Source organism: Streptomyces misionensis (assembly GCF_007896895.1).
GTDB lineage: Bacteria > Actinomycetota > Actinomycetes > Streptomycetales > Streptomycetaceae > Streptomyces > Streptomyces misionensis_A.
In genome coordinates, this window is record NZ_VOGW01000133.1 from 50,781 (window position 1) to 52,588 (window position 1,808).

The window sequence follows — 1,808 nt, forward strand, 5'->3', positions numbered from 1 at the left end:
GCTCGCGGCCCGGGCCGCCGCGCCCGGCCGCCGCGGCGCGAGCCCGCTCACGAAGGCCCGCCGCCATCTCACGAACCGACTCGCCCCGGTCCGGCGCCAGGGTCCGGCCGGCCCGCTCGCCCCGGTCGCCCCGCAAGGGCTCGCTGATTGGTTCGCCCTGGTCCGGCGCCGCTGCCTCGCGGGGCCGTTCGCCTCACCTCGTCGGCGCCTCGTGGGTCCGCTCGCCTCGCGCCGTCAGGCAGGCCCCCGCGGTCAGGCAGGCCCGCTCCCCGGCGGCCACCGGCACCCCGGCGGTCAGGCCGCCGGCCGGACAGGGGGCGGTTTCCCGGTGGGGCCTGGGTCCTCCCCGTCCCCGCGCCCGTCACCCCCCTCGCCGTCTCCGCTGGCCGGGCCCCGGGGCCGCCCGGACACTGGTGGGGTGCGCACCGTCAAAGCGGCCGCCGCCGCAGTCACCGCCGTACTCGCCGCCGGCATGGCGTCCGTGGCCGCCGGGCGGCTCGCCAGCGACGCCGCGCTGAAGACCACCGGCAGCCGCCCGCTGCCCACCGAGCCCCGGCTCACCGTGCACGGCACGGCCGCCGGCCAGATCACCCTCACCCGGGACCTGGCCTCCCTGCGCCCCGGCTCCTACGGCCTGGCCGGCGACGGCTCCCACGCGGTGGTCGGTCCCGTCCTCACGGGCGCCCGGAACACCGCCGACACCGTCGTGCGCCGCCTCGACCGCGTCACGCACGGCACCCTCGCCCCCGGCGACTCCGTGTGGCTCACCCCGAACCTCTACGTCGGCAACCCGCGCACCGCCCTCGGCCTCGACCACGCCGACGTCGACGTGCCCGGCGAACTCGGCACGCTGCCCGCCTGGTTCCTGCCCGGCAGCCGGGACGTCTGGGTGATCGCCGTGCACGGCCTGGGCACCACCCGCGAGCACGCCATGAACCTCATGGGCTTCCTGACCGGCCGCCACCTGCCGGTCCTCGCCCTCGCCTACCGCGGCGACCTCGGCGCCCCACGCCCCGCCGACGGCCTGAACCACTTCGGCGAGACCGAGTGGCGGGACGTCGACGCGGCGATCCGCCACGCCGTCCGCCACGGCGCCCGCCGCGTCATCCTGCTCGGCTGGTCCACCGGCGCCACCATGGCCCTGCGCGCCGCCGAGCACTCCGCGGTGCGCGACCACATCGCCGGCCTCGTCCTCGACTCCCCGGTGCTGAGCTGGGAGGCCACGCTGCGCGCCCTCGCCCGCGCCCGGCACACCCCGCCCCCGCTGCTGCCGCTCGCGGTGCGCGCCGCACAGGGCCGGGCCGGGCTGCACGCCGACCGGGTCGCCGAGATCATCGACCCCGAGCGGCTCGCCGTGCCCACCCTGATCATCCACGGCCCCGGCGACACCGTGGCCCCCTGGGAGTTCTCCCGGATGCTCGCCGAGCGCCGCCCCGACCGCGTCGCCCTGCACACCGTGCGCGGCGCCCCGCACGCGGCGATGTGGAACCCCGACCCGAAGGAGTACGAGGAGCGCCTGCGGCGCTTCCTCACCCCGCTGATGTGACGGCGCACGCCGGGGCGAGCCGGGCGCGCGTGCCACGACTCCGGCCGTTCCGGTTGTCGTCGTGCGATTGGCCGAAACATGCCCGCCCGGCCCCTGTGGAACCCGGTGCGTTGGCCAGCCCCGTCGCCCGCCGTGACATTCCGTTTGGGTTTTCGGACCGTCAACCGGAAGACTGCTCCTGTGACGTCCCGTATCCCGCGCGACTCCAGGCTCCGACTCGTCCGACCTCGACCCCTGGCCGCCGCCCCCAGAGCTGTGAACC

Annotated in this window: 1 protein-coding gene; it reads left to right on the forward strand. The window is 77.4% G+C overall.

Features of this window, described 5'->3' with window-relative positions; all coding sequences use genetic code 11:
* Nucleotides 1-418: 418 nt before the first annotated feature.
* Complete coding sequence (locus tag FRZ03_RS23860) at nucleotides 419-1,546, forward strand: alpha/beta hydrolase (protein ID WP_146467197.1); 1,128 nt, start codon at nucleotides 419-421, stop codon at nucleotides 1,544-1,546.
* Nucleotides 1,547-1,808 lie beyond the last annotated feature (262 nt).